Origin of the sequence: Achromobacter sp. K91, from assembly GCF_003576205.1 — a bacterium.
Taxonomy (GTDB): domain Bacteria; phylum Pseudomonadota; class Gammaproteobacteria; order Burkholderiales; family Burkholderiaceae_B; genus Achromobacter; species Achromobacter aegrifaciens.
The window spans coordinates 1-1230 of record NZ_QWFB01000090.1 but is presented as its reverse complement, the minus strand read 5'-3'; the positions used below and the strand labels follow the sequence as shown (position 1 = coordinate 1230).

General features: G+C 62.6%; 1 pseudogene. It reads right to left on the bottom strand.

What is annotated here, in order from left to right:
- Window positions 1-1230: pseudogene (locus tag DXK93_RS32075) on the bottom strand (RHS repeat protein); the annotation flags it as partial.

Here is a 1230-nt window from a genome sequence, read left to right as displayed (position 1 = left end):
GCTGTCGTAAGCGTAGAGTTCGCAATCGCTGGAGCCCCAGTCAGGGGCACTAGCATCGTGGTATTGAGGCAATGGGCGATAGAAACTGACCAGGACGTAGAGTTGGTGCAACGGCGTCCAATACATTGGCATGATCTGGTTGCCATCTAAACAGATGCTTTGCCCCGCGCTGTCGAAGAAGCTGCTCACCCCTGCGGCTGTCAGGCCGGCGTTGTTGACATTGCTCAAGGCGCGGTTGCTGTCCGCCGCCACGACCATGTTGCGCGTGGGGACGGCCGCTCCCGTGCCTGATGCATTGCTGGCTGCAATCTGGCAGAGGTTGCCGCCGAGGTCATACTGGTAATTGCGCGTGTAGCTACGGTAATTGGCCTGGTCCAGCGGGGTATAGGCGCTGGGCGAGTCGGTGCCCGATGGATTACTGCTCACATAGTTCTCGCGCCCGCTGGCCGAGAGCAGTTGATAGAGCGCGTCATAGGTATAGCCGCGGTTGCCGTCGACTGCGCCATTGGCGTGGTACGCCACCGGCGTACTCGCGTCGCTGAGCGCCGTGACGTTGCCCACCCCGTCGTAGGTGTAAGAGAGGTCCTGCAGCAGCGTCCCGTTGCTCGCACGGCTTCGCTTGCCCGAGCGGCTCGTGGCTCGACGTTGGGGGCGGCGTTTCCTGGCCGCGCTGGCAGCCGCTGCGCTGCGCGTGGTGGTGATGGTGAGCACCCGCTGGGTGCGTTGCGGCTCGACGGTGTAGGCCATCTGAACGTCGTTGGCGTCGCTCCGCGTCTCGATCTGCCCGCCTGCCGTGTAGGTGATGGCGGTAGTGACAGGCATGGTCTTACCATCGTTCGGTCCCCCGTGGGGGGTCACCGAGCTCGACACCTTGCGCCCGGCCACGTCGTAGGCCGTCTCCTGTTGATGTTCTTTCGCGTCGGTCTGAGTGAGCACCTGCGCCAGTGCGTTGTAGGTCCAAGCGGTGCTGTAGACCGTGGGCTCCAACTCATACTTCAGGTAACTGGGCGCGAGATTCCAATTTGGGTTCGGGTTGTGACCGGCGAGCAGTTGCCTGTCCTGACGCAGCATGCCGCCTGCCACGCTATAGCCACGAGCGCTCATGTCAAGCAAGCCGGCGGTGTCGTAGTGCTTGAGCAGTTGCCCGCGTTGGTTCGCGTTGCGCGGATCGGTGATGTCGGCGGCGCTATAGGGCGTTAAAGGCAGCGCTATGGACTCACCATAGAACCA